General features: G+C 66.0%; 22 protein-coding genes. 11 read left to right on the top strand and 11 right to left on the bottom strand.

Annotation, left to right across the window (positions count from 1 at the left end):
* The first annotated feature begins 14 nt into the window (after positions 1 to 14).
* From AC5RVN_RS09045 to AC5RVN_RS09030, 4 genes are all read left to right on the top strand, one after another.
* A complete protein-coding gene (locus AC5RVN_RS09045; protein ID WP_494042423.1) occupies positions 15 to 929 on the top strand; it encodes a LysR family transcriptional regulator in 915 nt (304 codons plus the stop codon).
* 95 nt (positions 930 to 1,024) lie between these two features.
* A complete protein-coding gene (gene panD / locus AC5RVN_RS09040; protein ID WP_494042422.1) occupies positions 1,025 to 1,450 on the top strand; it encodes an aspartate 1-decarboxylase in 426 nt (141 codons plus the stop codon).
* 67 nt (positions 1,451 to 1,517) lie between these two features.
* The gene (locus AC5RVN_RS09035) at positions 1,518 to 2,444 is read left to right on the top strand and encodes an AEC family transporter (RefSeq protein WP_494042421.1); all 927 of its coding nucleotides are present in this window, start codon (positions 1,518 to 1,520) and stop codon (positions 2,442 to 2,444) included.
* Positions 2,445 to 2,454: 10 nt separating this feature from the next.
* Positions 2,455 to 3,588, top strand: a complete 1,134-nt coding sequence (locus tag AC5RVN_RS09030) for an FAD-dependent oxidoreductase (protein ID WP_494137721.1) — start codon at positions 2,455 to 2,457, stop codon at positions 3,586 to 3,588.
* Positions 3,589 to 3,602: 14 nt separating this feature from the next.
* Here the strand turns inward: AC5RVN_RS09030 and AC5RVN_RS09025 are convergent, their stop codons facing one another.
* Positions 3,603 to 5,069 carry an MFS transporter gene (locus AC5RVN_RS09025; protein ID WP_494137720.1) on the bottom strand — a complete coding sequence of 489 codons (1,467 nt, stop codon included), beginning with the start codon at positions 5,067 to 5,069 and terminating at the stop codon, positions 3,603 to 3,605.
* A 1-nt stretch (position 5,070) separates the two neighbouring features.
* Complete coding sequence (locus AC5RVN_RS09020) at positions 5,071 to 6,060, bottom strand: LLM class flavin-dependent oxidoreductase (RefSeq protein WP_494137719.1); 990 nt, start codon at positions 6,058 to 6,060, stop codon at positions 5,071 to 5,073.
* A 172-nt stretch (positions 6,061 to 6,232) separates the two neighbouring features.
* Between AC5RVN_RS09020 and AC5RVN_RS09015 the strand changes: the two genes are divergently transcribed.
* The 3 genes from AC5RVN_RS09015 to AC5RVN_RS09005 all read left to right on the top strand — a co-directional run bounded on the left by AC5RVN_RS09015 (position 6,233) and on the right by AC5RVN_RS09005 (position 9,401).
* Entirely contained in the window at positions 6,233 to 6,931 is a 699-nt protein-coding gene (locus tag AC5RVN_RS09015; RefSeq protein ID WP_494137718.1) for a type 1 glutamine amidotransferase domain-containing protein, read from the top strand.
* Between the two features lie 254 nt (positions 6,932 to 7,185).
* A complete protein-coding gene (locus AC5RVN_RS09010; RefSeq protein ID WP_494137717.1) occupies positions 7,186 to 8,166 on the top strand; it encodes an ABC transporter substrate-binding protein in 981 nt (326 codons plus the stop codon).
* Between the two features lie 143 nt (positions 8,167 to 8,309).
* Positions 8,310 to 9,401, top strand: coding sequence for an LLM class flavin-dependent oxidoreductase (locus AC5RVN_RS09005; RefSeq protein WP_494042415.1), 1,092 nt, complete (start codon positions 8,310 to 8,312; stop codon positions 9,399 to 9,401).
* A gap of 204 nt (positions 9,402 to 9,605) precedes the next feature.
* Here the strand turns inward: AC5RVN_RS09005 and AC5RVN_RS09000 are convergent, their stop codons facing one another.
* The 6 genes from AC5RVN_RS09000 to AC5RVN_RS08975 are packed head-to-tail and all read right to left on the bottom strand — an operon-like array spanning position 9,606 to position 15,818.
* Positions 9,606 to 10,979 carry an NtaA/DmoA family FMN-dependent monooxygenase gene (locus AC5RVN_RS09000; RefSeq protein WP_494137716.1) on the bottom strand — a complete coding sequence of 458 codons (1,374 nt, stop codon included), beginning with the start codon at positions 10,977 to 10,979 and terminating at the stop codon, positions 9,606 to 9,608.
* A gap of 10 nt (positions 10,980 to 10,989) precedes the next feature.
* Positions 10,990 to 12,081: an LLM class flavin-dependent oxidoreductase gene (locus AC5RVN_RS08995; RefSeq protein ID WP_494042413.1), complete on the bottom strand. Its 1,092-nt coding sequence runs from the start codon at positions 12,079 to 12,081 to the stop codon at positions 10,990 to 10,992.
* Positions 12,078 to 12,899 carry a DUF1684 domain-containing protein gene (locus AC5RVN_RS08990; protein ID WP_494042412.1) on the bottom strand — a complete coding sequence of 274 codons (822 nt, stop codon included), beginning with the start codon at positions 12,897 to 12,899 and terminating at the stop codon, positions 12,078 to 12,080. Before AC5RVN_RS08990 ends, AC5RVN_RS08995 begins: the two co-directional genes overlap by 4 nt.
* Complete coding sequence (locus AC5RVN_RS08985) at positions 12,896 to 13,930, bottom strand: transporter substrate-binding domain-containing protein (RefSeq protein WP_494042411.1); 1,035 nt, start codon at positions 13,928 to 13,930, stop codon at positions 12,896 to 12,898. Before AC5RVN_RS08985 ends, AC5RVN_RS08990 begins: the two co-directional genes overlap by 4 nt.
* Before the next feature lie 11 nt (positions 13,931 to 13,941).
* Positions 13,942 to 14,748 (bottom strand): amino acid ABC transporter ATP-binding protein, encoded by an 807-nt coding sequence (locus AC5RVN_RS08980; protein ID WP_494042410.1) that lies wholly within the window; start codon positions 14,746 to 14,748, stop codon positions 13,942 to 13,944.
* Positions 14,748 to 15,818: an amino acid ABC transporter permease gene (locus tag AC5RVN_RS08975; protein WP_494137715.1), complete on the bottom strand. Its 1,071-nt coding sequence runs from the start codon at positions 15,816 to 15,818 to the stop codon at positions 14,748 to 14,750. Before AC5RVN_RS08975 ends, AC5RVN_RS08980 begins: the two co-directional genes overlap by 1 nt.
* 260 nt (positions 15,819 to 16,078) lie before the next feature.
* Between AC5RVN_RS08975 and AC5RVN_RS08970 the strand changes: the two genes are divergently transcribed.
* The 4 genes from AC5RVN_RS08970 to AC5RVN_RS08955 all read left to right on the top strand — a co-directional run bounded on the left by AC5RVN_RS08970 (position 16,079) and on the right by AC5RVN_RS08955 (position 21,499).
* A complete protein-coding gene (locus AC5RVN_RS08970) occupies positions 16,079 to 18,061 on the top strand; it encodes an FAD/NAD(P)-binding protein (RefSeq protein ID WP_494137714.1) in 1,983 nt (660 codons plus the stop codon).
* Positions 18,062 to 18,196: 135 nt separating this feature from the next.
* Positions 18,197 to 18,667 (top strand): GNAT family N-acetyltransferase, encoded by a 471-nt coding sequence (locus tag AC5RVN_RS08965; RefSeq protein ID WP_494042477.1) that lies wholly within the window; start codon positions 18,197 to 18,199, stop codon positions 18,665 to 18,667.
* A 47-nt stretch (positions 18,668 to 18,714) separates the two neighbouring features.
* On the top strand, positions 18,715 to 20,436 hold the full coding sequence (locus AC5RVN_RS08960; RefSeq protein WP_494137713.1) for a helicase HerA-like domain-containing protein: 1,722 nt from the start codon (positions 18,715 to 18,717) through the stop codon (positions 20,434 to 20,436).
* A 70-nt stretch (positions 20,437 to 20,506) separates the two neighbouring features.
* Positions 20,507 to 21,499, top strand: a complete 993-nt coding sequence (locus AC5RVN_RS08955; RefSeq protein ID WP_494106589.1) for a hypothetical protein — start codon at positions 20,507 to 20,509, stop codon at positions 21,497 to 21,499.
* A gap of 109 nt (positions 21,500 to 21,608) precedes the next feature.
* Here the strand turns inward: AC5RVN_RS08955 and AC5RVN_RS08950 are convergent, their stop codons facing one another.
* The 3 genes from AC5RVN_RS08950 to AC5RVN_RS08940 form a co-directional block, all read right to left on the bottom strand.
* The gene (locus AC5RVN_RS08950; protein WP_494106588.1) at positions 21,609 to 23,618 is read right to left on the bottom strand and encodes an NHL domain-containing thioredoxin family protein; all 2,010 of its coding nucleotides are present in this window, start codon (positions 23,616 to 23,618) and stop codon (positions 21,609 to 21,611) included.
* Positions 23,615 to 25,771, bottom strand: a complete 2,157-nt coding sequence (locus AC5RVN_RS08945) for a bifunctional copper resistance protein CopD/cytochrome c oxidase assembly protein (protein WP_494137712.1) — start codon at positions 25,769 to 25,771, stop codon at positions 23,615 to 23,617. The genes AC5RVN_RS08950 and AC5RVN_RS08945 overlap by 4 nt, the downstream gene beginning before the upstream one ends.
* Positions 25,772 to 25,888: 117 nt before the next feature.
* Positions 25,889 to 26,176, bottom strand: coding sequence for an HU family DNA-binding protein (locus AC5RVN_RS08940; RefSeq protein ID WP_104045996.1), 288 nt, complete (start codon positions 26,174 to 26,176; stop codon positions 25,889 to 25,891).
* Positions 26,177 to 26,726: the final 550 nt, after the last annotated feature.

Below are 26,726 nucleotides of genomic sequence, written 5' to 3'. Positions count from 1 at the left end.
GTTAGGAATTCCCCATGCTCGACGTTCGCCGGCTCCGGCTGCTCCGCGAGCTAAGCATCCGGGGGACGCTCGCGGAGGTGGCGGAGGCACTGCAGTACAGCCCGTCGTCGGTATCGCAGCAGCTTGCCTTGCTGGAGAAGGAGGTGGGCGTGGAGCTGCTCCGGAAGACCGGCCGGCGGGTGCAGCTCACGCCGCAGGCGGAAGTGCTGGTGGCGCACACGGCGAGCCTGCTGGAGACCATGGAACAGGCCGAGGCGGACCTGGCCGCCTCCCTGACCACCGTCACCGGAACGGTGCGGATCGCGGTTTTCCAGTCGGCGGCCCTAGCCCTGATGCCCGACACGCTGACCCGGATGGCCAAAGAGTACCCGGAGGTCCGCATCGAGATGATCCAGCGCGAGCCGGAAACCGCGCTGCACGAAACGTGGGCGCGGGACTTCGACCTTGTGATCGCAGAGCAGTATCCGGGGCACGCGGCACCGCGCTATCCGGAGCTGGACCGAATCAAGCTGACCACGGACGCCATCAGGCTGGCAGTTCCGGCGGACTCCGACGGCGGACCGGCCATCCGTTCACTGGCCGACACCGCGGATCTTGCCTGGGTTATGGAGCCGCGCGGCGCGGCGTCACGGCACTGGGCGGAGCAGGCATGCCGCAGCGCCGGGTTCGAGCCCGACGTCCGTTACGAAACAGCGGACCTGCAGGCGCAGATCCGCCTGATTGAATCCGGCAACGCCGTAGCCCTGATGCCGGACCTGGTGTGGACCGGCCGCGGCACCACCGCCGAGCTCCTGGAACTTCCGGGAAAGCCGCACCGCACCATCTTCACCTCCGTCCGCCGCTCCAGCGCCCAGCGTCCGGCGATCCTGGCCGCACGGGAGACCCTTGCTGCCGCTGCGGCTGCAGTGGCAAGGCACGACGCCGGGTAACCAGCCGCCGTCGTACTCTTCTGTTGCGGAGTGAAGGACCGGTGTTCCCTGCGTCACTGCGCGGGAATGCCGCCCGGCGCTAGACTGAAGCCGTTATGAATCGAACCATGTTCAAGTCCAAAATCCACCGGGCCACTGTCACGCATGCCGACCTGCACTACGTGGGTTCGGTCACCGTTGACCTGGACCTGCTCGAGGCTGCCGACATCCTGCCCGGGGAACTTGTCTCGATTGTGGACATCACCAACGGCGCGCGGCTGGAGACATACACCATCGCCGGCGAGCGCGGTTCGGGCGTCATCGGCATCAATGGTGCCGCCGCGCACCTGATGCACGAAAACGATCTTGTCATCCTGATTACCTACGCCCAGATGACCACCGAGGAAGCGAAGTCCTACGAGCCCAAAGTGGTCCACGTGGACGCCAACAACAAAGTGGTCCAGCTCGGCAACGATCCCGCCGAGGGCCTGACGCCCGGACTGCTGCGCCCCCCGTTTGCCCTTAACAACGCTGCGCTCTAACCCGGAGCGTGCGTCCCGGTACCTGCCTCCGCTGCGCCCCGTGGGTTGATTCGCTGCGGGTCCTCCCTTGCTAGGTGTCCTGGCCGGCTTCTTTGTGGTCTGGTGCATCATCCTGGTGGGCTGGTTCGTGGGCCGGCAGAAAATCCTGGGCGACAATGCACGGCAGGTCCTGAGCTCCCTCACCTTTTTTGTGGCCAGCCCGGCGCTCCTCTTCGAAACCCTGAGCAAGGCCCGCCTCGCCGAAGTCTTCGCAGCTCCGCTGCTGGTGGCGGCGGTGTCCGCCATCGCCACCGCCGCCATTTTCTTCGCCATTGCCAGGTTCTGGCTTAAACGCCCGCTCTCCGAGTCCCTGATGTCCTCGATGGCGGCCTCGCTGGTCAACTCCGCCAACCTGGGCATCCCCATCTCGGTCTACGTCCTGGGTGACGCGAGCTACGTGGCACCGCTGCTGATCTTCCAGCTCGCCTTCTTCACGCCGCTGTTCCTGATGATCCTGGATTCCAGCACCAGTTCCCACCGCACCACGCCACTGAGCTTCCTGGTGATGATCCTCAAGAACCCGATGATCGTCGGCTCCGCGCTGGGCCTGCTGGTGGCCGGCACCGGCTGGCAGGTTCCGCCGCTGGTCATGGAGCCCATCCACCTGATCGGCGGCGCCGCAATTCCGGCTATGCTCATCGCTTTTGGGATGAGCCTCAACGGGACCCGCCCGCTGCAGGCCTCCGCTGCCCGCCGGGTGGACACCCTGCTGGCCTCCGCCTTCAAACTGGCGGTCCAGCCTGCCCTCGCGTATCTCTTCGCCAGGTTCGCGCTGGGGCTGGAAGGCCATATCCTGTTCGCCGTGGTGGTCACGTCCGCGCTGCCCACCGCGCAGAATGTTTTTGTGGCTGCCAGCCGTTACAAAACCGGCCTCACCGTAGCCAAGGACACCGTGCTGATTACAACTGTGGTGGCCGTCCCGGCGATGATCGCCGTCGCGCTGCTGCTGACGTGATGGGAGACTGATGGGAACAATGCTGGACACCGTAGTGGTCGGTGGCGGAGCCATGGGTTCGGCTGCCGCCTGGGCATTGTCCCGCCGCGGCCGCCAGGTAACCCTGGTGGAGCAGTTCGGGCAAGGGCACCGCATAGGGGCCTCGCACGGCAGCACCCGCAACCTCAACCCCGGCTACCACCGCCCGGAATATGTGGCCATGCTGGCCGAGAGCCTGAGCCTGTGGGACGAGCTGGAGCAGGAGAGCGGACAACAGCTGCTGGCCAGGACGGGAATAGTCAACCACGGCCCGGACCCGCGGCTGCCGGAAGTTGCCGAAGCATTGAATCAGGCGGGCATCCGGGCCGAGTTCCTGTCCCCGGAGGAAGCAGGCGAGCGCTGGCGCGGCATCCGCTTCGACGGGCAGGCACTCCATATGCCCGACGGCGGCCAGCTCAACCCGGAGGCTGCTCTGCCGGCCTTCCAGCGGCTCGCCGCAGCCCGGGGCGCCCAAATCCGCCACCACACCAAAGTGGTGGAACTGAAGATCATGGACGACGCCGTCCGTCTGGTCTTCGAGTCTCCGTCCGGAACCGAGGCGGCCACCGCCGCCCAGGTTGTTCTTACTGCCGGCGGCTGGACCGACAAGCTCCTGGCCGGCGCCCGTGGAAGCGCGGGGCTGCGGATTCCGAAGCTGCGGGTCACACAGGAGCAGCCGGCCCACTTCCGGGTGCTGGACGAAGGGGCCGTCTGGCCCGGTTTCAACCACACACCCGGCACTGGTGCGCAATACAGGAACTGGTACTCGCCGGTGTACGGAATGCAGACGCCGGGCGAGGGCATCAAGGCCGGCTGGCACGGCGTTGGGCCGGTGGTGAACCCTGACCGGCGCTCTTTCCAGCCGGAGCCCGCCCAGCTCGCCGCCCTGCAGGACTATGCCCGGACGTGGCTGCCCGGAGTGGACGCGGACTCATTCGAGGCGATCAGCTGCACCTACACCACCACTCCGGACGAGGACTTCATCCTGGACCGGATCGGCCCCCTGGTGATCGGCGCCGGGTTCTCCGGGCACGGGTTCAAGTTCACTCCCGTCGTCGGCCGCATGCTTGCAGACCTCGCCACCGGCACCCGGCCCGCCCCGGACATTTTCCGCGCCTCCCGGTAGCCTCACGCCGGCCCTCAGCGCCGGGGGCTGCCCTCCGCCTCGCTGGCGACGGATCCGGTGTCGGCCCGGCCGGCTTCGCCTGCCTTAACCGCGGGCATTGCCAGCACTCCCGCCACGGTCAGGATCCCCGCTGCCAGCGCGGCCAGGAAGACGGCTCCCGAAGCGGCGACGACGGCAGGCACGTCACCCGAACCGCCTGCCGTACTGGCGTAGACCGAATTCGCGATGGCACCAAACACGGCCACGCCGAGGGCGCTGCCGATGGACCGGGCGAACATGTTGGTGCTGGTTACCACGCCCCGTTCATTCCATTCCACACTGGATTGGGCGGAAATGAGGGTGGGAGTGGCGACCAGTCCGAGGCCGAGTCCGACGATGAAGCAGCTGACGGCGACCAGCACCACGTTGGGGGTGGAAGCCGTGAGTGCCAGGACCAGGAGTCCCAGCACGGTGATGGCGATTCCGATCAAGGCAGTGGGCTTGAAGCCAAGCCGGAGGTAGAAACGCCCGGCTTGCGAGGCGCTGATGGGCCAGCCGAGGGTGAGCGCTGCGAGCGCCAGGCCGGCGATCAGGGGCGAGGAGGACAGTGCCCCTTCGAGGAACGTGGGCACGTACGAGGTCAGTCCGATCATGACCGCCCCGACGCCGAAGGACACCAGCGCCGTCGTGCCCAGCAGGCGCCGCGACACCACCCAGGACGGCAGGACCGGCTCGGCTGCACGCCGCTCCACCAGGACAAAGAGGACCAGCAGCACTCCGCCTACCGCAAAGATGCCGATGCTGATGGGGGAAGTCCAATCCCACCCCTGCCCGCCCTCAAGTGCCCCAAGGATCAACAGGCCAAGCGACACGGCCAGCAGGCCGGCGCCGGCGTAATCCACTTTGTGCCTGGCACGTTCGACGTTCTCGTGCAGGGTCCGGAGCAGCATCCACCCTGCCAGCAGGCACAACGGAACGTTGACCAGGAAGATTCCTCGCCAGATCCCCAGCGAAGAGAAGACGCCGCCGAGGCTGGGCCCTACCACTGAGGAAACTGCCCACACACTGGCCAGGTAACCCTGGACCTTGGCCCGTTCCTCCACCGAGTAGATGTCCCCGGCGATGGTGATGGACACCGGCAGCACGGCTCCGGCACCGAGTCCCTGGAGCGCCCGGAAGGCGATCAGGGCGGGCATGCTCCAGGCGATTCCACAGAGAATGGAGCCGAGCAGGAAGAGCCCGATTCCGGCCAGGATGATGGGCTTGCGCCCCACTATGTCCGAGAGCTTGCCGTAAATGGGGACGGAGACTGCCTGGGCCAGCAGGTATGCCGAGAAAAGCCACGGGAACGATTCGAATCCGCCGATGTCACGGACGATTGAGGGTACCGCGGTGGCCACGATCGTGGAGTCGATGGCCACCAGTCCGGTGGACAGCATCAGGGCGATGAGAATGGGCCCGCGTTTGGAGCGGAACCCTACGCCGTCGGCGGCGGGTGCCATGTCAGACCCTCGCCAGGCCGGCGGCTTCGGCCAGGAGCTCGACCGAGCGCAGCCGGGTCTCCGTGCCCATGCTTTGGTGCGCCACGATGAGCTCGTCGGCGTCGGCGTGCCTGCCAAAGCCTTCCAGGTAATCCATCACGACGTCGGGCGTGCCCACAGCTGAGTAGGTCATCATCTGCGAGAGGTGCTGGCCCTGCGGGGAGTCGAGGATCATGTCAGCTTCGTCGTCGGTGAACTCGCGGCCGCCGCCGAAGAACAAAGAAACCCGCGCGCGCATGGTGGCGCGCAACATGGCCTGCGCCTCTGAGGCGGAATCGGCGGCAATTACGTTGACGCCAGCGATGACGTGCGGTGCATCCAGCTGGGCTGAAGGCTTGAATTCGCTGCGGTAGATGGCCACGGCATCCTGCAGCGCGTTCGGGGCGAAATGGGAGGCAAACGCGTACGGCAGGCCAAGCTGGGCGGCCAGGCGCGCGCCGAACAGCGAGGAGCCCAGGATGTACAGCGGAACGTTTGTGCCCTTGCCCGGGGTGGCTTCAACGCCCTGGATGCGGGTGGGCCCGGTGAGGTAGCCCTGGAGTTCCAGCACGTCCTGAGGGAAGCTGTCCGCCGACATAGGGTCCCGGCGCAGGGCGCGCATGGTGTTCTGGTCGCTGCCGGGCGCGCGGCCGAGGCCAAGGTCGATCCTGCCCGGGTGCAGGGTTTCCAGGGTGCCGAACTGCTCGGCGATGGTCAGTGGCGAGTGGTTGGGCAGCATCACGCCGCCGGCGCCAAGCCGGATGCTTTCCGTGTGCGCCGCGACGTGGGCGATCAGCACGCTAGTAGCGGAGGAGGCGATGGTGGACATGTTGTGGTGCTCGGCGTACCAGACGCGCCGGTATCCCAGCTTTTCGGCGCTTTGCGCCATGGCCACGCTCCCCGCGAAACTCTCCGCCGCCGTCTGGCCTTTGCCGATGGTTGCCAGGTCAAGGATGGAGAGGGGAAGAGTCACGGTGAGTGCCGGCCTTTCAGAGCGTTGCGTGAAGTTTGCCGGCCAGGTCAGGGCGGGCACTTCGTGCATAACCACTGCGGTGGCCGTCTTATTTCGGCTGTGACGGAATACTCAGCACACTTACGAGGTTGCCGACCTTAGTGACCAGCCCGCACAAAAGAGGAGCAACACCGTGGCCAACATTCTGATGGTTGTTTCAGCAGCAGACTCGCTCACCATGAAGGACGGCAGCGAGCACCCCACCGGCTACTGGGCCGAGGAGCTGGTGGTTGCGCACCAAACGTTGATTGATGCAGGACATACCGTCCACCTGGCAACCCCCGGTGGTGCCCGGCCCACCGTTGACCAGGTGAGCCTGGCTGCCGAATCTGCGGGCGGCGAGGACAGGGCGAAAGGCTTCCGGGACTACCTCGCGTCCATCGATGCCGAGCTCGGGCACCCGCTGGTGCTGGCCGACGTCGACCTTTCCCCTTACGACGCCGTCGTGATGCCCGGCGGCCACGGTCCCATGGCGGACCTGTACAAGGACGCGGACCTCGGCAGGCTCCTGGCCGCGGCCGATAAGGACGGCAAGATTATCGCGCCCTTCTGCCACGGCCCCGCCGGACTGCTGAGCGCCATGGACGACGACGGCGCGTTCGTTTTCGCAGGGCGTCGCCTCACGGTGTTCAGCAACGAGGAGGAACTGGGCGGCGGCACGGGCGAAAACACCCCGTGGATGGTGGAGGATGCACTGAAGGAGAAGGGCGCGGTTATCGAGAACGCTGCAGCCTGGACGTCCAACGTAGTCCGCGACGGAAACCTCATCACCGGCCAGAACCCGCAGTCCAGCGAGGACGTGGCCAAGGAAGTCATCAACGCGCTGGGCTGATCCCAGGGTGCTGAAACAGCAAAGTGGCCCGGTCTGATGACCGGGCCACTTCTTTGCTGCGCACATCATTTGGCACCACTTGGTTTTGGTGCAGACGCAGCCCCGAATATGACCGCCGCAGTCCTCCGGTGAACGGCCGTTACTTCCTGTATCTCCGGGTTGCGAAGCCCTTTGATTCCCCTGCGCGGGCTGACGGATAGTGGCTGCAACGAGCACAGTCCGTTGCATCCACCACGTACCTCCAAGGAGGAAAAATGGCCATCAAAAAGGCGAAACCCGCTACCGTTGCAGCCGTCACCATCACCGCGTTGCTGGGGCTCGCTGCCTGCGCAGACCCCGGCGCGACGGCGGCGACAGCACCGTCGTCGTCCTCCGCCACGGCGGCGGGCAAAACTTTCAACCTGTCCCCCGAGCAGGACCGTTTCAAGGTGGAGGTTGATCCCGCTGCCGCCGCGCTGGTCCCCGAGGCCATCAAGGCCGACGGCAAGCTCACTGTGGTGAGCACCGGCGGCACGGCACCGTTGAGCCTTTTTGCCACTGACAACAAAACGCTCATCGGCAGTGAAGTGGACATCGCCTACGCAGTGGGCGAGACACTGGGGCTGGAGGTCGAGGCCCTTCCGGTGGCGTGGGCCGACTGGCCGCTGGGCGTCGAATCCGGCAAGTACGAGGCCGTGCTCTCCAACGTGACCGTTACCGAAGCCCGTAAGGAGAAGTTCGACTTCGCCACCTACCGCAACGATCTTCTGGGCTTCTACGCCAAGAGCGATTCGGACATCGGCGAGATCAAGGAAGCCAAGGACGTGGCCGGCAAGCGCATCATCGTGGGCTCCGGCACCAACCAGGAAGCCATCCTGGTGCGCTGGGACGAGGAGAACAAAAAGAACGGCCTGAAGCCGGTGGAGTTCCAGTATTACGACGACGACTCCGCCTCCACGCTGGCCCTTCAGTCCGGCCGCGCAGACCTCACGTTCGGCCCCAACGCCGGTGCTGCCTACAAGGCCGCCCAGGACGGCAAGAGCAAGCAGGTGGGCACGCTCAACGGCGGCTGGCCGTTGACGGCCGAGATTGCCTTCACCACCAAAAAGGACAACGGCCTGGCTGTCGCTGCCCAGACTGCCCTGAACGAGTTGATTGAGAACGGCACCTACGCCAGGATCCTGGAGCGCTGGGGATTGTCTTCGGAAGCCATCCAGAAGTCCGAACTGAACCCGGCAGGGCTGCCCAAGACGTAACACCCTGCCGATGAGTGAGTCCCCGCCTTGCTTCAGCGAGGCGGGGACTCTTCACTTTTGCTTTCCCGCCATTCGTCAGGAGGACCGGCAGGTCCGGGCGCCTATTCTGGGAAGCAGCCACACCCCAACGCTGAAGGAGTCCCATGCCCCAGCCCACACGTCCCCTGCGCAAGCTTGGATTCCTCACGATTGGCCTGTTCGATCCGGCTGATCCCGCACCCGGCCACCAGTCCACGCTGGAGATTATCGAACTGGGTGAGCGGCTTGGATTCGACAGCGCCTGGCTGCGCCACCGCCACCTGCAGTTCGGAATTTCCTCCCCGATTGCGGTGATGGCAGCCGCCAGCCAGCGCACTTCCCGCATTGAGCTTGGAACCGCTGTTACGCCGCTGGGCTGGGAAAACCCATTGCGGCTTGCCGAGGATCTGGCCACCGTGGATCTGCTTTCCGGGGGACGAATCAATCCGGGGCTGAGTGTAGGTGAACCGATGCACTACGCCACCGTGAAGCACGAGTTGTACCCGCATTCCTCGGAGCTGGAGGACTTCAGCTACTCGCGCGTGGAGCGGCTTGCACGCTTGGTGGCAGGGCAGCCCGTGCGGGATTTTTCCGGCCGGCAGGGCGTGGTGGAGGAATTTTCCAACCGCGTCGAGCCCCACTCTCCCGGACTCCGGGACCGGCTTTGGTATGGGGCGGGCAGCAGGAAGTCGGCCGTCTGGGCGGGGGCAAACGGCTTTAACCTGCTCTCCAGCAGCGTGATCTTCCCCGAACCGGACCAGGAACCGGACTTTGCCAACATTCAGCAATTGCAGATCCGTGCCTACCGGGAGGCCGCAGCGTCTGCGCAAGCCCATGGACCGGCCCGTGTGTCGCAGGGCCTGGTGGTGATCCCCACCGATTCGGCATCAGCCGGCCAGCGGGCAAAGTACCAGAGGTACGTCGATGAACGCACTCCCCGCACCCGGACACCGCAGGGGCCAAAAGGCATGCTGTTTGCACCGGACCTCATCGGCACCAGCGAAGAAATTGCCGAGCAACTGTACGCGCACGCCGGGTTCCAGGAAGTCGACGAGGTGGCATTCGCACTGCCCTTTAGCTTTGACCAGGAAGATTACGTCCAGATCCTCACCGACATCGCCGGCAAATTGGGTCCCGCCCTGGGATGGACTCCTGCCGACGGCGGGCAAGACCAGTTGGAGGCCGGGGCCGGCGGGACCACGGTATTTCCGATGTGAGCCTGAAGGCTGTGCCGCGCGGAGCAGGGGTCGCCTTCGCCCCGCCAGGAGGCTCCGCCTGAACTCATGCGGCGGAGGCCTAAGTATCCTAGAGCCGCTGTTCCCAAACCGTCAGCTGCAACCTGATACTCCCCGGCGAAGGGTCGACGACGGCGCTCTCCCCAGCGTCTTCGCCGGCCCTTCCCATAAAACCAGCCGGGTGCATCAGACGCCCACCGCGGCAGCATTTTGAGTGGCCGAACGGACCGGGGCCTCGAGCCCCAGGTTCTCCCGCAGGGTGCTGCCTTTGTACTCCGTGGGGTAGACGCCGCGTGCCTGCAGTTCCGGCACCAGGTGGTTCACGACGTCGTCGAGGCCGGTGGGAATCAGCCACGGCGAAATGTTGAAGCCGTCCACCGCGCCCACCCGCGCGTACTCGGCCAACTGGTCCGCCACCGCGGAGTACGAACCCGTGAAGGTGGCGTCGACCCGCGCCGTCCTGGACGTGACGAACTGCCGGATGGAGAGGCCCTTGTCCTTAGCCTCTGCCCGCCACTGGTCCGCCAGCTGGCGGGCCTTGGCACCGTGGAAACCGCTGCCGCGGGTTTCGGAGGTTTCCTCCACCACCGGATCGATCTCCGGAAGCGGCCCGTCAGGATCATATTCGGACAGCTCGCGGCCCCAGAACTGTTCCAGGTAGGCCACTGCCTGCTGAGGGCCGATCTGCAGGCTGCGCACCCATTCCTTCTTCTCCAAAGCCTCTTCAGCCGTGGGTGCCAGGATGAATTCACTGGCCGGCATAATCTGCACGGCGTTGGCACCGCGGCCCGCCTTCAGTGAACGCGCCACGAGGTCCTTGCGGAACTCGACCGCGGCTTCGAACTTCGGATGGGCCGAAAAGATGACGTCCGCCTGGCGGGCAGCGAAATCGCGGCCTTCCGGCGAATCACCGGCCTGGAACAGCACGGGCCGGTACTGTGCGCTTCGCGGCAGCCGGGGTGTCACATCCACGGTGTAGTGCGGGCCTTCGTGAAGGACCCGGCGGGCGGGCCCCTGTGCGGTTTCCCACGAATCCCAGATCCGTTTGGCCGTCTCCACGAATGCTTCCGCGTGTTTGTACCGGTCGGAATGGTTTAGGTAGCCCCCGCGCCGGAAGTTGGCACCGGTCCAGGCGTTGTCCGTGGTCACGATGTTCCAGGCGGCCCGGCCACCGGAGATCAGGTCCAGGGATGAGAGCCGGTGCGCCAGGTCCGCTGGATCGTTGTACGTGGTGTTCTGGGTGGCCACCAGGCCGATGTTCCTGGTGACCGATGCCAGGGCGGCAAGCATGGTCTGGGCATCCGGCCGGCCCACAACATCCAGGGCGTGCGGCCGGCCCAGGTGTTCGCGCAGGCGGAGCCCCTCCCCCAGGAAGAACGCAGCAAACAGTCCGCGCTCGGCTGTTTGCGCAATCCGGCGGAACGATTCGAAGTCGGTCTGCGAGCCGGATTCCGGCGCCTTCCAGACGGTGCCGGAATTGACGCCCTGGAAGAAGACGCCGAACTGGATCCTGCCGGACGGCGTAAATGTTCCGGATTTAGCACTGCTGTGCTGTGTCATGGTCTTCCCCTTAGTTCCCGGCGGCAGCGGCCGCGGACGATTTTGCAAAACGGCTGTCCGGGCGCGCTAATCCCAGCAGGTCGCGGAAGGTGCCGTCCTGAACCGGGGGCCGCAGCGCCCCGCGGCGCCTTAGTTCCGGCAGAACCAGCCGTGAAAGCTCGTCCAGTTCGATGGCGAGCGACGCCGGGTGGAGGCGGACGCCGTCGGCCTCCTTAAGAAGCTGCTCAAGAAGGTCCGTCAGGCCGGCGGCAGTGCCGGCGAAGCGTGCGCGGCCGCTGTTACTGACCGGCGCGCGCCCGGCAGCTGCCTGCCCCCGGGACTCGAGGACGACGTCGAGCCCGGCAATCACTGCCACCGATGCTCCCAGCCGGCTTCGGAGGTCCCGGATTTCTGCGGTGAGCAGTTCGGGTGTCGGCGCTGTGACCAGCACGGCGTCAACGGAGTCCGCCGAGACCTGCCCCCCGCCTACGAGCGACGCCGCAGCGAGCACCGGCAGCTGGCCCTGGAGCGGCCTGGGAATGATGGACGGGCCCTTGACCGAGTAGGCACGGCCGGCAAACTCCGCCGGCGTTTCATAATCTGCGTAGTGGAGTTTGTCCACGTCGATGTAGCGGCCGGTCTCAACATCGCGGATGACGGCGTCGTCTTCCCAGGAGTCCCACAAACGGCGGGACACCTCAATTGACGCGGCGGCTTCCTGGGCAAGGGCGGCACCGCTGACGTTGCTGCGTCCAACGGCGGCGGCCGCTTCCGGTGATTCGGCAGCGGTGGCGATCCACCCGGCACGTCCGCCGGAGACGTAGTCAAGGGTGGCGAGCTGGGTGGAGACGTGGAACGGCTCGGTGTAGACGGTGTCCACCTCGGGAACCAGGGCGATGGTCCGGGTGACGGGCCCGGCGTAGGCGGCGCGTTGCAGGGCGTTGGTGCGGCCCGGCGCCGGTTCGTCGGCGAACGTGGCCACGTGGAAGCCTGCCGATTCTGCGGCCAGCACCGCCTCGGCGAGGCTCGCGATATCCCCGCCGTTCCAGCCGGCGCTGTCCAGCTCGATCGCCAGGAACCCGGCGCGTCCCACGTGGGTGGCGTTTCCTTCTGTTGTGCTCACTGCTGGTCCTGACGTTCGTAGGGGGTCTTTTCGCCGGCTTCGATGGCCACCGGCAGCCGGTTTTCGGCAGGCGGGAGTGGGCAGGTAGCGAGGTCGGTGTAGGCGCAGGGCAGGTTGACAGCCCGGTTGAAGTCCAGCTCTACTGACCCATCTGCCGCAGGGACCACCGACAGTGAACGGTTGGCGGCATAGGTGGTCCTGCCGGAGGTCTGGTCAGTGAACAGCACCAGGAGCGAACCGGGCGTGTGTCCGTTGAAGGCCGTCAGTGTCAGCTCCTGGCCTGCCAGCTTGAAGCGGATCTCGCCGGGCGCCTCGTAAACGTGCTGGATGCCTTCGACGGCGGCACCCACCGTGGTGGGGCGGGGAGCCTCGAAGGGAACGAACGTCCCGGGGACCGCGAAGTCCGGGTTGGGCGTGTACACGGGTGTGCCCTGGTACCCGCGCAGCAAAGCGTTCTCCGGGTTCCTGGGGCGCACAATGTACTCACCGCCGCGCTTGGCCAGCTCGATGACAGAGTCCCCGGACGTGAGGTTCAGGCCGCCGCGCTCGGCGATGGGGCCAATGACCGTTTCCCCTGCCGGCAGGGGTTGCCGTTCCAGTTCCAGGAGCTGGCCGGGCTCCAAGACCACCGTAACAACGTCGTTGGCGGCGCTCCAGGTTCCGGGTACACCGTCCAGGTCGGCAGGCTCGGAGCCCAGCCAGTGCAGGTGGGTGACGGCGAGGAAGCCATGGGGGTGGGCGCGGTGGCGTTCATGGGCGGCGTGCCACTCCGCCCAGTCAGTGGTGAAGGACTCAAGGGTGCCGGCGGAAGTGGTCATTTGCCTTGTCCTGTCTGGCTGGCCGAAAAGTTTTCTTCGTTGATGGTTTTGGACTCGGGGAGCGCTTCTTCGGAAAGGCCCCAGCGCTCGAGCACTTTGCCATAGGACCCATCCTCGATCGCGGAGTTCAGGGCCTCGGTGACCACCGGCGCCAGGCCGTTGCCCCTGAGCGTGGTGGCAGCCACGAGGGTTTCGGACGGCCAGCCGGCGTTGACTTTGCCCACCACCTTCAGGTCATCCCGGGTGTTTTCCCGGTACACGGTGGACGGGTAGGGCGCGATGTTCAGATCGGTGCGTCCGGAGGACAGCGCCAGGATGGTGTCGGCGTCCGAGGAGTAGTACTGCAAGGTGGCCGGAGGCTTGCCATTGCCTTCAAGCTCCTTGTTCCAGGCAAGCAGGATCTTCTCCTGGTTCGTTCCGGACCCCACCGATACCTTCAGTCCGGAGATGTCGTCCGCCCCCTTGATGTCATAGGTGGCTGACTTTTTCGCTTCAAAGCCCATGAAGGCGGCACGGTAGGAGGCGAAATCGAACAGCTTCACCCGGTCCTTGTTGACGCCCACATTGGAGAACACGGCCTCGAAGTCGCCGGACTGCGTCTTCAGCGGCCAGTTTTCCCAGGACGTGACCTGGACATCGAGTTCCAGGCCCAGCTTGTCCGCCACGAGCTGCGCGATGTCCAGCTCGGAACCGATCGGAGTCTTGTCATCCGTTGCATGGAAGGACAGCGGGATGGACCCGGCAGTGGTGGCGATGGTCAGCTTGCCGTCCTTGCCGATCAGTTCGGGAACTTTGGCGGCGAGCGCCGCGTCCTTCTCTGCGCGGATGCGCTGTTGGTCAGGAGCGGTGTTGTAGACCACGCCGTTGCGGGCCGTCGTCGTTTCGGCCTCGCCGCCGGCGGAACCTGCGGCTGATGCGCCGGGATCAGCGCACCCGGCGAGCGCAGCAGTTCCAAGAAGTACGACGGCGGGCAGTGCGGCCAGGGTGCCGGCACGGCCGAAGCGGCGGGAAGGGTGTGTGGCAAGTGACATGGGGAAGTCCTTCAGATGTTGAAAGCCGGTTCGAGCACTTTGGAGAAGAAGCTGCGGGTGCGCGGTTCCTGCGGGTTGGTGAAAATTTGTTCCGGGCTGCCCTGTTCCACGATCTGCCCCTCGTCCATGAACACCACGGTGTCCGCTACGTCGCGGGCAAAGCCCATTTCGTGCGTGACGATGATCAGGGTGGTGCCGGATTTCGCGAGTTCACGGATGACATCCAGCACTTCGTTGACCAGCTCCGGGTCCAGAGCGGAGGTGGGTTCGTCAAACAGCAGGATTTTGGGGTCCAGGGCAAGGGCCCGGGCGATGGCCACCCGCTGCTGCTGGCCGCCGGAGAGCTGGCGGGGGTAGGCGCCGGCGCGGTCCTTGAGCCCCACCCGGTCCAGCAGTTCCAGACCGCGCCGCTGCGCCTCTTCCTTTGTACGTCCTTGCGCCACGACGGGTGCTTCGGCCACGTTTTCGAGTGCGGTGAGGTGCGGGAACAGGTTGAAGTTTTGGAACACCATGCCAATTTCGGTGCGCTGTTTCAGGATCTCCTTCTCGCGCAGCTCAAGCAGCCGCTGCCCTCGGATTTCGTAGCCCACCAGCCTGCCGTCGATGGAGATGAAGCCGCCGTCCACCTTTTCCAGGTGGTTGATGGTGCGCAACAGTGTGGACTTGCCCGATCCGGAAGGACCCACGATCACGGCGACACCGCCGGGCTCAACGGTGAGGCTGACGCCCTTGAGGACCTCGGTGGCACCAAAGGATTTACGGACTTGGGTGATTTCCACCAGGCCTCGGGTGGCGTCGGCGGTTGCAGCGGTGGTCATCAACGGCTCCTTGCCCGGTTGTTGGCCACGGCGTGGGTGGCGAAGAATTTGCGGGCCTTCTGCAGGGGCGTCAGCGGCAGGTTGCGCACAGCGCCCTTGGAGTAGTGCCGTTCGATGTAGTACTGGAAAACGCTGAGCACGGACGTGATCACCACGTACCAGAGGGTTGCCACCAACAGCAGCGGGAGGACCTGCTGGGTGCGGTTGTAAATAACCTGCACGGTGTAGAACAGCTCGGAGTAGGCCAGGACGTACACGATGGAGGTGCCCTTGACCAGGCCGATGATCTCGTTGAATGCGGTAGGCAGGATAGCCCGCATGGCCTGGGGCAGGACAATGCGCGTGGACCTTCGCCAGGCCGGGATGCCCAGGGCGGCAGCGGCTTCCAGCTGGCCCTGGTCCACGGAGAGGATGCCGCCGCGGATGATTTCGGCGGAGTACGCTGCCTGGTTCAGGGTCAAACCCAGCACTGCTGCCGCGAACTGGCTGATCAGCGTGGTGGTCTGCACCTCAAAGAACCGGACGTCGGTGAAGGGGATGCCCAGGCTGATCTTTTCGTACAGGTAGCCCAGGTTGTACCAGAGCAGCATCTGGACCAGAAGCGGGGTGGACCGGAAGATCCATGAGAACGTCCAGGACACGGAGACCAGCAGCGGCGAGGCGGACAGCCGCATCAGCGCCAGGATGAAGCCCAGCACGAAGCCGAGGACGCCGGAGATCGCGGTCAGCTTCAGTGTCTCGATCAGCCCGCTGATGACGGACTGGGCGGTGAACCACTGCGCTACTACACCCCACTCCCAGCGGGGGTTGGTGGCAAGGGACCAGGCCACCGCGAGGACACCCAGGGCCACCACGGCGGTGCCCACCCAGCGCCACGGATGCTTGGCGGCCACCACCCGGTACGCCGAATAGTCGGTGGCCACCCGGGGCGCCCCGGCTTCCGGCGGGACCCCGCCCGCCCCGGAAGCAGCCGGCGCTGCAGCAATGGCATCCGGCGCCGGCCCGGCAGCCTGCTGTGCTGACTCTGCCGGCTGTGCTGACTGCGCCACCTTCGTTGCTGCTGAACTCATGCGCCACCCCGCTTCCATGGTTGGGCCGGAGCTGGTTGCCCCGGTTGCTGGCTGCAAATCTAGGTCTGGCCCGAAGCAGGCAGCAAGGCGGCAGGTTGCATAACTTCACCGGAGTTCGCACAGCGTCATGCGTCGGTTTTTTGCCTCTTTTGACGGGATGTGACGCGCAGTTAACGGGCGTGACCGGCTGCTCGACCGCCGTCGGAAACGCTGCCTAGCATGGCACTCCAGCCACCCCTACTGCCGCCACAGGAGCACCCATGCCAGCGCACATCCCGGCCGTCGTCTTCGTGGGCGGCGGACCCCGCACGGCCGGCGTCCTTGAACGGTTGGCCGCAAACCGTCCGGAGCTCTTCAGTGACGCGATGGAGATACACGTCGTGGAGTCGCATGTGCCCGGTTCCGGCCGTATCTGGCGCTACGACCAGCATCCGGGCCTCCTGCTGAATTCCACCGCGGCGGATATCACCATGTTCACGGACGCGTCCGTAGCCTGCGAAGGGCCGGCCGGCCCGGGACCAAGCCTGGCCGAATGGGCGGCGGGCGTGGTGGACGGGTCCATCACCGATGTTCCGGACTTTCCGCAGACCCTGCGGGAGCAGCTCCGGTCCCTCACCGGCGCCTCGTTCCCCACCCGCCAGCTGCAAAGCCAGTACCTGGAGTGGTTCTTCCGCCGCGCAGCCAGGTCCCTCGGCCGGGACGTCACAGTCCACCGGACCACGGCTGTAGCGGTCAGGCGAATAGGCTACAAAGCTTCCCCCGCCGATCCCGCCCCCGGCACCGTGGCCACGGGCAAGCACCTCGTCGAACTGGCGAATGGCCGGACGCTGCAGGCCGACATAGTGGTCACCGCGCTGGGCCACACCGATTCCCGTCCCGATGCCGCCTCCGAGGCCTGGGCCGACTTCGCCCGGCGGCACGGCGGCTTTCATGCGGCACCCAGTTACACCACCGACGTCGACTATTCCCCCATCGCTCCGGGGCAGGACGTCATCGTTTCCGGCATGGGCCTTGCCTTCGTCGACCTCCTGGTCCTTCTGATGGAGGGCCGCGGTGGACGGTTCGTTGAAACTCCCGACGGCGGTCTGCAGTACCGTGCGTCGGGCAGGGAACCGAAGCTGTGGGCAGGTTCGCGGCGGGGAGTGCCGTACCACTCCAAAATTTCCGCAACGCTCCGGGGGGACCCGCCCGGGCCGCTGCTCTTCCTGACCGCTGCGGCGGTGGCTGCCCTGCTGGAACGGCGAGGGGAGCTCGATTTCCGCCGGGACCTGTGGCCCCTGATCGCCAAGGAGGCCGGCTACGGCTACTACCGGGAACTGCTGACCGGCAACCCCGGCCTGGCCACCATGGCCTGGGAAGAGTTCGCGGCCCGCTACTCGGACCTGGACTGGTACAGCCCCGCCCGTGAAGAACTTGTGGCTGCAGCCATACCTGACTCCGCCCTCCACCTCGACCTCGAGCGGCTGGACCGGCCCTTCACCGGCCGCCGCTTCGCCGGGCACCAGGACGTGCAGGACGCGGTGGTGGAGTACATCGAGCATGATCTCGCCCTCCGGGACAGCCCCGACCACCCGGAAACCCTCGCCCTTTTCCTGGCATTGCTGCACGTGTACATGGAAGTGGGGCGGGTGGTTCCGCCGGAACGGCTCAACGCCCGCTCCCAGCAGGTGGTCCACGGCTGGTGGCACGGGTTCTTCAGCTTCGTGGATTCCGGACCGCCGCCCCACCGCCTCCGCCAGATGCTGGCACTGCACCGCGCCGGGCTCCTGCGGTTCCTCGGCCCGGACCTCCAAGTGGAAGCGGAGGAATCCACTGGCCTGTTCCATGCCGGCTCTCCACGGTCCGGGACCTTCGTGGCGGCGAAGGCATTAATCGAAGCCCGCCTCCCCTCCCCCACCGTGGCCCGCTCACTCAACCCGGTACTCGGTTCCTTGCACCGGACAGGCCTCGGCGCGGAACAGCAGCTGCTGACCGCCGACGGGATCCACTCCACAGGCAAGCTGCTCATCTCCAGCCGGCACGAACTGGTGAGCGCTGAGGGGACGCCGCAGCCTACGCTTTTCGGTGTGGGCCCCGGCACCTCCGGGTGGGGCGCGGGTGCCTTTGCCCGTCCCGGCACCAACGCCGCGCCGTTCCGCGAAAATGATGCTTTGGCCCGGAACATTCTCACTGCCGTCCGTGGCACCGCCGCACGGACCTCCGCCGTGATCTCCACAGAACCAGCCGCCGTCGGAAAGAACTGAACCGTGACCGCAGAAACCGGCCTCGTCCGCCAGCCCCTTGGTGTTGCCTCCCAGCCAGCCGATGCTGACCGCCAGCCCCTTGGTGCTGTCCGCCGGCCACTGGACGCGGCCGTGCTGACAGTCCTCAATCTCCCCATGCACGATCCGCGCGTCCGGCCACTGCTGGACGAACTCGCCGTCGAATACGACACCCGCTATGGGGACCTTTTCGGCAGGAGCGCGGCGGCGGAGGAACTGAACCGCTACCCGGCTGATGAATTCGAGGGACCGGGCGGTGCGCTCCTGGTGGTCCAGGAAAACGGCGAATCCATCGCGGGCGGCGCCTTCCGCCGCTACGACGCCAACACCGCCGAGCTCAAACGGATCTGGACCCACTCGGGCCACCGCCGCCGCGGACTGGCAAAACTGGTGATGGCCGAGCTGGAAACCCTGGCCGTCCGCCGCGGGTACACCAGGCTCTACCTCACTACCGGTCCCCGCCAGCCGGAGGCAAAGCACCTGTACCTCACCACCGGCTACCAGCCCCAGTTCGACCTGGACGCCGACCCGGAGACGCTGAAGTTCCTGGCGTTCACCAAAGAGCTGTCAAAGCTTCCGCCGAACTGACGTTTCGCACCCCACGTGCCGGGCGTGGCCGCCGCTAAGCTAGCGGCATGGCCAACAAAACCACAGCAGAGAAGCTTGCCACCATTCAGAAGGGGTACACGCTGGACGGGCCCGCCATCGAACTGGGGGCAGCGATCGTGGACGGTGAAGTCCACAAGGAGGCGCAGGTACGCCTGCCGCTGGCAATGATGAACCGGCACGGCCTGGTGGCAGGAGCCACCGGCACCGGCAAAACCGTCACGCTGCACATGATGGCCGAACAGCTCTCCGCCGCCGGTGTTCCGGTCTTCCTGGCTGATATCAAGGGCGATCTCTCCGGCCTGGCCACTGCAGCCGCCGGAAGCGAAAAACTCCTTGCCCGGACCGAAGGCATCGGCCAGGCGTGGCAGGGCAGGACGTTCCCCGTCGAGTTCCTGGCATTGGGCGGGGAAGGCAACGGCGTCCCGGTCAGGGCCACTGTCACGTCGTTTGGCCCCATCCTGCTCTCGCGGATCATGGAGCTGAACGACACGCAGGAATCCAGCCTGCAGCTCGTGTTCTATTTTGCCGATAAAAACGGCCTGGAGCTCATTGACCTGAAGGATCTCCGCGCGGTCATCCAATTCCTGACTTCCGCCGAGGGCAAGGACCAGCTCGCGGAGCTGGGCGGGTTGTCCAAGGCGACCGCGGGCGTGATCCTCCGCGAGCTGGTGAGCCTCGAGGCCCAGGGGCTGGAGAGGTTCTTCGGTGAACCGGAGTTCGATACCGCTGAGCTGCTGCGGACTGCCCGGGACGGTCGTGGAGTGGTGACATGCCTGGAACTGCCCGCCCTGCAGACCAAGCCCATGCTGTTTTCCACCTTCCTGATGTGGCTGCTGGCCGACCTGTTCGAGGACCTGCCCGAGGCCGGCGACCTGGACAAACCCAAACTGGTGTTCTTCCTTGACGAGGCGCATCTGCTCTTCAACGACGCTTCCAAGGCATTTCTTGAGGCCATCACCACCACTGTGCGGCTCATCCGTTCCAAGGGCGTCGGGATTTTCTTCGTCACCCAGACCCCCAAAGACGTGCCGGCCGATGTCCTCGGCCAGCTCGCCAACCGGGTGCAGCATGCCCTCCGCGCGTTCACTCCGGAGGATGCGAAGGCGCTTAAAGCGACTGTATCCACGTTCCCCATGAGCGACTACAACCTCGAAGAGACGCTCACGTCGGCCGGAATCGGTGAGGCGGTGGTCACCGTGATGAACGAGAACGGCGCACCCACGCCCGTGGCCCTTACCCGGCTGCGCGCCCCGGAATCCGTGATGGGGCCAAGCGAGGAGGCCCTGGTCCGCAGCACCGTGGCCGGATCAGCGCTGCTGGGCAAGTATGGAACAGCGGTGGACAACCCCTCCGCCTACGAGAAGCTGTCGGGCAAAGCTGCCGCTGCCACCGGCCCCGCCGCCGAGGGCCAACCGCCTGTTCCCGGCGGTGGCGGTGAGCGTAATGGCGGCCCGGGCAGCGAAACCCCCGGCGGTTACGACGTCGACGCCGAGGCACGGCGGATTGAAGAGGAAATTCTGGGCCGGCCAAGCAGCAGGCCCGCTCGCACCGGGCAAAGGCGCACCCGCATTGAAGCACCGCGGACCACCCGCCAGGAGCCGGAGGATGGAGGGATGGGTGACCTCGGGGGCATCCTTGGCGGGGCCCTGGGCGGCGGGCTGAAGAGCATGGCCCGGTCCATGGGAACCCAGCTGGGCCGCGAACTGCTCCGCGGCGTGTTCGGCACGTCGTCCCGGCGCCGCCGCTGACCAGGCGCCGCAGTGCGCTGACTCAACTGCCGCCGTCGGGCGCAGGGCAGGTAACGTATGGAACGTGCAGATGAGTCAAGCGTTGGTGAGGATAGCAGCCGGATGGCTGCTGGGCCTCATGCTTGCTGTGGCCGCCGCTATCGTTGCCGTCAACCTCGTGAACAACACCGTGGCCAGCCCCCAGCAGCCGGTCCGGGAGTATCTGGACGCGCTGCAGAGCGGCGACGGCGGCAAGGCGCTGGGACTCCTCCGGGCAACAGTGCCGCCCAGCAACGCTGCCATGCTCGACGGCACTGCCCTGCAGACCGCCACGTCCCGCTTTACGAACGTCAACATCGGAGACGCCGAGGAGCGCCCGGGCGGCCAGGTGATGGTGCCGATGGAATACACCATCGACGGCAGCCGGCTGCGCACGGAGTTCGCGCTGCAGAAGGCTGGAACCGACTGGATCTTTTTCAACAACTGGGCCTTTGTTCCGTCCCGGCTGCCCACCGTTGATGTCACGGTGGTCAATTCAAGCGAGGCCACCGTGAACGGCGTGGACGTCAACATGCCCAACGGCCGGAACTCCTTCGCCGTTTTCTACCCCGGCGAATACGAGGCCACGGTGAACGGCGAATACTTCTCTGCGCCCCCAACCCGTGCCACCGTAACCGCCCGCGACGTCCCGGTGGCGCCACTGAACCTGCTGACGCAGGCCACTGACGGCCTGAAGACGGACGTGGCGGCCAAGGTTCGGGAATTCCTGGACGGCTGCGCGGCCCAGGCCGTCCAGGAGCAAAAGCTCCAGCCCGACTGCCCCTTCTACTACGCCAGCAACAACCGGGTCCAGGACGGCAGCATCAAATGGACCGTGACCGAATATCCCAACGTGGCCATCGAGCCCTTTGACGGGCGCTGGGTTGTGGCGCCCCTTGACGGCAAGGCCAAGGTGGAGGCGCTCCAGCAGAACCTGTTCACCGGCGCCTGGTACCCGCTGGATGAGGAAGTGGACTTCAGCTTCACTACCCGCCTGGACGTCGCCGGGGACACTATCAAGGTCACGCCGCTGCTCAGCTTCTAGGCCAGGCTCTGAAGCGGCCAGCCGCTACGTGCCGGACGTCATAAGGCTGCCGCCTGTGACGGGTGTGTCACTGGCGGCAGCCTATCTTTTTCTCTACGACGGCGGCGCGTCAGTCCATGCCGCGCAGGTCCAGCACCAGCTCGGTGTCCCCGTCGCTTTGCAGCAGTACAGGGATGCCCCAGTCCTGCTGGTAAAGGTGGCAGGCTGCATGGTCAGGGATCTCGCCGTCCTCCGTTTCCGGACCGTCACAGGCCGCGGCACGGGCGGTGATGTGCAGGACGCCTTCGGGCACGTCTGCGGACAGCTCAAGGGTCCGGAGCAGCCCCACGGACGTTCCTCCGCCGGACACCAGAAGCTCGGGCGGAGTGGAAGAAATTTTCAGTTGCGTGGGATCGCCCCAGCGGTCATCCAGCTTCTGCCCGGTGGGGGCGGTGAAACGGACCGTCAGCTCCAGCGAACCGGGTGCAACAGGGCTCTTGGGCCGATGGGTCTGGGACGCGCCCTCATCCACCTGCTGGGCTTCCTTAGGGATGGGGACGTACACCAGCTGGTGCTGGTTTGCCTCCACCACCACCAGCAGCGGCTCGGAACCTGCCGACTGCGTGTGGTCCACAATGACGTCCGAGGGCTCGAGCAGTCCGCGCGCCAGCGTGGTGACCGTTCCCGCAGCGGGGTCGTAGCGGCGGACGGCGCCGTTATAGGTATCGGCGATGGCCACTGAACCGTCCGGCAGCACCGTGACGCCGAGCGGATGCTGGAGCCGGGCTTCAACGGCAGCACCGTCCCGGAAGCCGAAGTCGAACAGGCCCTTGCCGACAGCGGACTCCACGGTGATGGCGCCGTCGTCGTCGATAACGAGCTTGCGGAGGGCGGACGTCTCGGAGTCGGCAACCCAGATGTTGCCGGCCGCGTCCTCGGCCAGGCCGGAGGGCTGGGCGAACCAGGCCTCGTGGGCCGGGCCGTCCAGCAGGCCTTCCAGGCCATTGCCGGCGGCGATGGCCACGGCACCGGTCAGCGGGTCGAAGCTGAAGATCTGGTGCGTTCCGGCCATGGCGATCACCACGGCGTTAAGCTTGCTGGACCAGACCAGGTCCCATGGCGAGCTCAGGGAGACCTCCAGCGGGTGTTCGCTGAGCCGGCCGGTGAATCCGGCGGCATCCTCGTCCACGCGGGCAGGGCCGGTTTCGAGCAGGCGCTGGATGCCGTTGCCGGCGAGGGTGGTCACCTTCCCGTCCTCGAGCGAAAGGCCGCGGAGCCTGTGGTTCACGGAGTCTGCAATTACGACGTCGTAACCTGCCTTGGCGGCCACGTCTTCAGGCAACAGGACCAGGCCCTGGGGCTCGTTGAACTGGGCCGTGGCAGTGTCGCCGGCGGCGGGTCCGTCAGCAAAGCCTTTGGTGCCGGAGCCGTAGGTGCCCAGAACGGTGTGGAAGTCGGTGCCCAGTTCAACCAGGCGGTGATGGCCTGTGTCGGTGACCAGCCAGGAACCCTGCACTGCGGCGCCTGCCGCGGCACCGCCGTCGGACGTTTCCCGCGACTCAGCCGAACCGCGCCCGGCGGGCAGGAAGAGCGCCTTGCCGGGGAAGCGGAGCGTGCCGGAGGTGGGCTCAGGGGCCACGTAGGGGCCGGAGCCGCGGTGCAGCGTCCCCTTGGCCTCGTGTTCGGCAATGAGCTCGGGGATCAGGACCGCGAGTCCGTCGGCGTGGCCTTCACCGGAGAGGTGCGCAACGATGTAGCCCTCGGGGTCGATGACCACCAGGGTGGGCCAGGCCCGCGCCGTGTAGGCCTTCCAGGTATCCAGCTCGGGATCGTCCAGGACGGGGTGGTGGATCTCGTAACGTTCGACGGCCGCGGCCAGCGCCACGGGGTCCGCCTCGTGCTCGAATTTGGGCGAGTGGACACCCACCGTGACCAGGACGTCGGAGTACTGTTCCTCCAGCGGCCGCAGCTCGTCCAGGACGTGAAGGCAGTTGATGCAGCAGAAGGTCCAGAAGTCCAGCAGTACGATTTTGCCGCGAAGGGCTTCGAGGTCCAGCGACTTGCCGCCGGTGTTCAACCAGTTACGGCCCACCAGTTCGGAGGCCCGGACCCGGAGGTGGGTGCGTACGGTTTCGCTCATGAGCGTCCTTCCAGCTTGTTTCGTTCAGCCAGCTTGGCGTCGCGTTCAGCCAATTTGGCAAACATATCGTTGTAAGCGGTGAGATCGGCGTCGTTATTCCTGTCCGCCGCCCGGTCCACGCGTTTGGTCTCCCGCTGGTCGGACCGGGACCACATGATGGCCACGCCGATGGCCACCAGAAGGGTGGGCACTTCGCCGATGCCCCAAGCCACGGCGCCGCCGGTCTGCTGGTCCAGCAGCGCCGACTGCCCCCAGGCACGGCCGAGGTTGCCGAAATAGTCGGCGGCCAGCAGGTTGGTTCCGCCCATAATGGCCACGCCGAAGAAGGCGTGGAAGCCCATGGTGGCCAGGAGCAGCAGCAACCGCATGGGGTACGGCGCCCGGCGCGGCAGCGGGTCGGAGCCAATCATGCTCAGGACGAAGATGTACCCGGTGAGCAGGAAGTGCACGATCATCAGTTCGTGGCCCACGTGCTCACGCATTGCGAACCCGAACAGGTCGGAGTAGTAGAACAGCACGATTGAACCGGCGAAGTTGGCGGCCGCGAAAAGCGGGTGCGTGACCACCTGCGAGAACTTGGAGTGCACGAACACCAGCAGCCATTCCCTGGGGCCGCGCGAACCGTCTCCGCGGGGAGGCAGGGCGCGCAGGGCGAGGGTCACGGGGGCGCCGAGGACCAGGAAGATGGGGGCCACCATGGTGAGTGCCATATGGTCCACCATGTGCGCGGAAAACAGGACACGGCCGTAGACCGACGGCGGGCCCGAGGTGATATAGGTGAGCACCAGCAGGCCGATCACCCAGTTCACGGACCGGAACCACTGCCACCTGTCGCCCCGGCCGTTGATCCTGGCTACGCCCATGAAGTAGGAAACCAGCCCGAACAACGCCACTGCTATCCACAGCCAGTCCAGCCGCCACTCTGTGAGCCAGCGGACAGGCGTCAGCTCCGGCGGAAGTTCGTAGCCGGTGAGGATGAAAGCGGGTGAGGCGTCGGGTGCATACGTGGTGGACTGCGGAGGGGCAGATCGGCCCAGGGCCACGGCCACACCGGAAGTGGCCCCCATGACCAGGAATTCAGCCAGGACCAGCTGCCAGAGGACCCTCCGCGAGGACATGGTGGAGCCCTTGCGGCTCAGCTGCGGAATCACCCATTGGCGGTGCATAAGGCCCACTCCACCCAGTACCAGCGTCGCGGCGGACTTGGCCAGGATCAGCTGGCCGTAAGAGGAGCCGAAGAGGTCACCCCAATTGGTAATCCGAATGCTTGCATTGATGACACCGGAGGCGAAGACCAGCACGAAGGCGAAGCCCGCCAGCGAGGAGAACCTTCTAAGTGTCGCCTCGGTAATGTCGCCCGCAGCGCCCGCTTTGGGACCGGTCAGGATTCCGGAAAGGAGCGCCAGCATGATGATGCCACCCACCCAGGTACTGACACCCACCAGGTGAAGGCCAAGGGAGTTGATGGCTCCTTCGTGGTCGGAGGAACTCGAGGAGTGCCCGATCAGGGCCGTGGGCACCAGACCGATGAGTGCCAGGATCAGGGTCAGGGCCAGCCCGCCCAGGGACCGGACGCCGAACAGGGCAGTGGTCACCACGGCGGCAATGATGGTGACGGCTAGCCAGGCCCGCCCCGTCTCAATGTCGGTCATGAAGTAGACCAGCGCCTGGGTGAATTCGGCGTCGCCTGAAATGCCCTGGCCGGCTACATCGGAATAGGTAAGCACCAGGACGGCAATGGCGGACAAGGTCCAGACGGCGCCGGCAACGGCTGCAACTGCAAGGGCGCGGGTGAAGGCGGGATGCTCTGCGTCTCCTGCGTCTGCCTCACGCCCCCGGCTGCGGAGACCCAGGCTCCTGGGCAGGATGCCTACGGCGAAGATGAGGCCGCCGATGGCCGTAGCCACCGCCGCGTTGTGGACGGCCTTGCTGACGGGTAGGCCCCAGCGGACCAGGGCGCCCGGATCTGAGACCTCACGGGCAGCGGCCGCGCCGGAAAAGACGAGTGCCGCGACCAGTCCGAGGAAGAGTGCCGCCAGTCCTGCCAGCTGCCACGCCTTCGGGACGCCGAGGGCGCCGCCGGCTTGCCCAGGGGCTCCCCTATCGGGAGCTGTCTGGGTTGCTGTGGATTGGGGTTTTGCGGCAGAAGGCACTTATCCATTGTCCGCTACCCTTGCCCGGGCCGCGAATCGGCTTAAAAGCCAAAAAGGGGCGGCAACCACCGGTTGCCGCCCCTGGTCCACCCCAGTGTGATCCCGGGGGAAGAAGCTTTACTTCTTGTTGGAGACCGCAGCCTTCAGCTTGGAGCCGGCGGTCAGCTTGACGCTGTGGCCGGCGGCGATCTGGATGGTCTCACCGGTCTGCGGGTTGCGGCCCGTGCGTGCTGCGCGGTCAGTGCGCTCGACGGCGAGCCAGCCCGGAATGGTGATCTTCTCACCGGCGGCAACGGAAGTCTCGAAAACCTCGAACAGTGCGTCGAGGACGGAGTTGACGGCTGCCTGGCTGGTGCCGGCCTTGCCTGCTACCTCTGAAACAAGTTCACTACGGTTCTTAGCCATTGATGTCCTCCTGGACGGTCATGATTTTCTGGAGCCTGCACGCGGCGTGCGTACAAGCCACTGTTCGAAAACTTACCAGCTTGGGCCGTCCTGGTCCGCAAATTCCCCGTGTTTCCGCGACTTTTTGAGGTTAATCACCAGATTCTTGAGGGTTTTGAAGCTTCCCGGCATCAAGCGCAGACCCTGCGGGGCTTCCCGAGGTCCCACCTCGTGTCCGCCTCTAGGTGCCGCCGGGCCGCCTGGAGCGCGGCGTGTTTTCTGCAGCCTTCCCGGCGACGCTCTCTCACTTCCTGCAGCCTTCCGGGCGACGCTCTCGCAGTTCCTGCAGCCTTCCGGGCAACGCTCTCGCAGTTCCTTGCAGCGTCCCGGACATCGCTTCCTTAGTTGCGGCGGGGCGGACCTTGTCGCCGGGGGCTGGCATGAGGTGTGGTGCCGGGTGCCGGTGCTCGCCGGGGTGGTTAAAGCAGTGGGGCCCTGACGTCGTTTGTCAGGGCCCTACTGGTAATTTATGTCCGGCGGTGACCTACTCTCCCACACCCTCCCGGGTGCA

This window comes from Arthrobacter sp. sptzw32 (genome assembly GCF_059089735.1).
This window is presented reverse-complemented; position numbering and strand designations above follow the sequence as displayed.